Origin of the sequence: Actinocrinis sp., assembly GCF_035650855.1 — a bacterium.
GTDB lineage: Bacteria > Actinomycetota > Actinomycetes > Streptomycetales > Catenulisporaceae > Actinocrinis.
Genome location: NZ_DASRGV010000261.1, coordinates 1 through 2,835, shown reverse-complemented (window position 1 = coordinate 2,835; position 2,835 = coordinate 1). Strand labels below are relative to the sequence as shown.

Annotated in this window: 4 protein-coding genes; 2 read left to right on the top strand and 2 right to left on the bottom strand. The window is 69.7% G+C overall.

Going from position 1 to position 2,835, the window contains the following annotated elements; genetic code table 11:
• Positions 1 to 132 precede the first annotated feature (132 nt).
• Positions 133 to 624: a MarR family winged helix-turn-helix transcriptional regulator gene (locus tag VFB40_RS18955; RefSeq protein ID WP_324852494.1), complete on the bottom strand. Its 492-nt coding sequence runs from the start codon at positions 622 to 624 to the stop codon at positions 133 to 135.
• Between the two features lie 172 nt (positions 625 to 796).
• Here VFB40_RS18955 and VFB40_RS18950 point away from each other — a divergent pair, with 172 nt between their 5' ends.
• Positions 797 to 1,309 carry a MarR family winged helix-turn-helix transcriptional regulator gene (locus tag VFB40_RS18950; protein WP_324852492.1) on the top strand — a complete coding sequence of 171 codons (513 nt, stop codon included), beginning with the start codon at positions 797 to 799 and terminating at the stop codon, positions 1,307 to 1,309.
• A gap of 45 nt (positions 1,310 to 1,354) precedes the next feature.
• On the opposite strand, the gene VFB40_RS18945 is transcribed toward VFB40_RS18950, so the two are convergent.
• Positions 1,355 to 1,903, bottom strand: coding sequence for a hypothetical protein (locus VFB40_RS18945; RefSeq protein ID WP_324852490.1), 549 nt, complete (start codon positions 1,901 to 1,903; stop codon positions 1,355 to 1,357).
• Between the two features lie 120 nt (positions 1,904 to 2,023).
• Here VFB40_RS18945 and VFB40_RS18940 point away from each other — a divergent pair.
• The coding region (locus VFB40_RS18940; protein WP_324852488.1) for a cbb3-type cytochrome c oxidase subunit I at positions 2,024 to 2,835 on the top strand (812 nt) is incomplete at its 3' end.

The window sequence follows — 2,835 nt, the reverse complement described above, 5'->3', positions numbered from 1 at the left end:
TCACTGTGTTGTTACTGGTCACGGCGCCGTTCGACCCGGCGCGGTCGCCCGTGGCCGAGGACCGACCTGGCAGCGAGGCGGCGGCATTCAGCCCGGCTTTCTCGCGGAAACGCGCGTACAGGCGATGGGTGATCACAGCGGCACCGGTCCATTCACTCCCAGCGCGACCGCGTCGCCGGCCAGGCCGACGAAGACCGTGGCCATTTGCCGCGCCTGCTCGCGCTCCTGCGGATCCATCCGGTCAAGCACGTCCTCCAGCAGCGCGTGCCGGCGGTCAAGCACCGCGGTGACCAGGTCGCGGCCGCGGCCGGTGACCTCGACCGTCACGATGCTGCGGCTGTGTTCCACGCTGCCGCGCTCCACCAGGCCGGCCGCCTGCAGCCGATCGACCAGGCGGGTGACCGAGGAGGCACCCATGCCCAGCGCCTCAGCCAGCGTCGAGGAGGGCACCCGGCCGAGCCCGTCCAGCGTCAGCAGCAGGCGGAACTGCGGCACGCTCACCGCTCCGTCCAGCGCACTCAGGCTCTTCAGCGTGATCCCCACCAAGGCGCGTGCCAGCTGCTCGAACGCCGCCACGTCCGGCCGTGGCCCGGTGCGCGGCGCGACCGCGGGAAAACCATTCACATAGACAAGACTTGTCAAATGCAAGTGTTTCTGTCAACCGGAGCGCGGGGCACGCAAGGCGCCCGCGAGGCTCCCTGGGCGCGCCGGCATGAACTCCGGGATGAGCGGGAATGCCGAAAGGACCGCGGCGATCGCCGGGACGTCAAGGCTTAGCTCGTGCAATGATTGTAGGGTGCATCAAGAAGCCGAGGTCGAAGTCGAGGCCGCGACGCCGCTGTCCCGCGATGAAATCATCGAATCGCTGCTCCTCGCCAGCCGCGCCATGGTGGCGCTGGCCGGACGCACGCTCGCCGAACTCGACCCGGACGTGACGCTGCCGCAATCCCGCGCGCTGATCGTGCTGGCGTCCCGCGGCCCGCAGCGCGTCACCGACATCGCCACCGACCTCGGCGTCGCGCCGTCTACCGCGACGCGTATGTGCGATCGCTTGGTGCGTAAGGGCCTGATCCGTCGTTACCGCAGCGCTGCGAATCGTCGTGAGGTCCGGCTCAGCCTGACGCCGAGCGGGCAAAGCCTCGTGCGCGATTTGGCCAAGCGCCGCCGCGCGGAGCTGGCACGCTATGTCGAAGCGATCCCGGCGAACGCATACGGCCACGTCACCTCGGCACTGCAAAGCTTCAGCAGCGCGGCGGGCGAACTGCCCGAGCGTGACTGGTGGTTCGCCGCGGAGGACGGCGAGGCGTAAGGCCGCGGGGCGCTCGGCCGCAGCCGCCTGCGTACGTTCGCGCCGTCAGCCGGCCAGCTGAATGCCGACGAACAGCGCACCGAGCGCGCTCAGCCCGGTCAGCGCGCCGAACACGGCCAACCCGACCGTGCCGCGGGCTCGCGCGTGCAGGAAGGCCGTCAGGCCGGAGACGACGACCAGTGTGATCTTCAGCATGAGCGTGTTCTCGAATGCGCCGCTGACCTTGTCGTGCTCGGCGATCACGTTCCAGACCCCGGTCGCCACGAGCACCGCGAAGGCCGGCCAGGCGACCTGATTGAACCGGCGGGCCGCGGTCGCCGGAACCTCGGCGCCGACCCCGCGCAGCACCGGCACCAGCGCCGCCAGCGTCAGCTGTCCGCCGACCCACACCGTCGCCGCGAGCACGTGCAGGAAGAGCCGCACCGTATCCCAGGAAACCGCGAGCACGTCCGCCTCATCCTTCACACTGTCAGCCGTCGGAGCAGGCGATCTCAGCCTACGGGCCGGGCTCGCGCGCCCTTCAGCCCGGTCGGCGAAGAACAGGTGCAGGCCGTTGCCCGCGCCGCTGGGCACTTCGGGCCAATTCGGATTCATCGCGCCAGGGCTGGGCAATACGCGACCCGGCCGCGAGCCGCGCCGGGCGATCAACCGCCGCCCGATCCGCGTCATCGCCGGTCAGCCGCCCCACCCGACCCATACCGTAGGCGCCGCCCGATGACCTCAGTCCACGTTCCGGTTTCCGGCGCCCCCTCGGCCCCGGCCGCCCGCACCGACCGCAAGCCCGGCGAGCTCTTCGTCTCGGTCGTCACCACGACGAACCACAAGACCATCGGCTTCCTGTACATGACGACCGCCGGGGTCTACTTCGGCTTCGGCGGCCTGCTCGCCCTGCTGCTGCGCACCGAACTGGCCCGTCCCGGCCTGCAACTGCTCACGCCCGAGCAGTACAACCAGACCTTCACGATGCACGGCACGATCATGCTGCTGTTCTTCGCGACCCCGCTGTTCGCCGGGTTCGCCAACGCGATCATGCCGCTGCAGATCGGCGCGCCGGACGTGGCGCTGCCCCGGCTCAACGCCCTGTCCTACTGGCTGTTCCTGTTCGGCTCGCTGATCGCGGTCAGCGGCTTCCTGACACCGCAGGGCGCGGCCGACTTCGGCTGGTTCGCCTACGCCCCGCTCAACAGCGCCGTGCACTCCCCCGGCGTCGGCGGCGACCTGTGGGTGATGGGCCTGGCCATGTCCGGCTTCGGCACCATCCTCGGCGCGGTCAACTTCATCACCACGATCATCACCATGCGCGCGCCGGGCATGACGATGTTCCGGATGCCGATCTTCGTCTGGAACACCCTGTTCACCTCGGTGCTGGTGCTGCTGGCCGTCCCGGTGCTGGCGGCGGCCCTGTTCGCACTCGAAGCGGACCGGCGCCTCGGGGCACACATCTTCGACGCGAGCAACGGCGGCCCGATCCTGTGGCAACACCTTTTCTGGTTCTTCGGACACCCCGAGGTGTATATCGTGGCGCT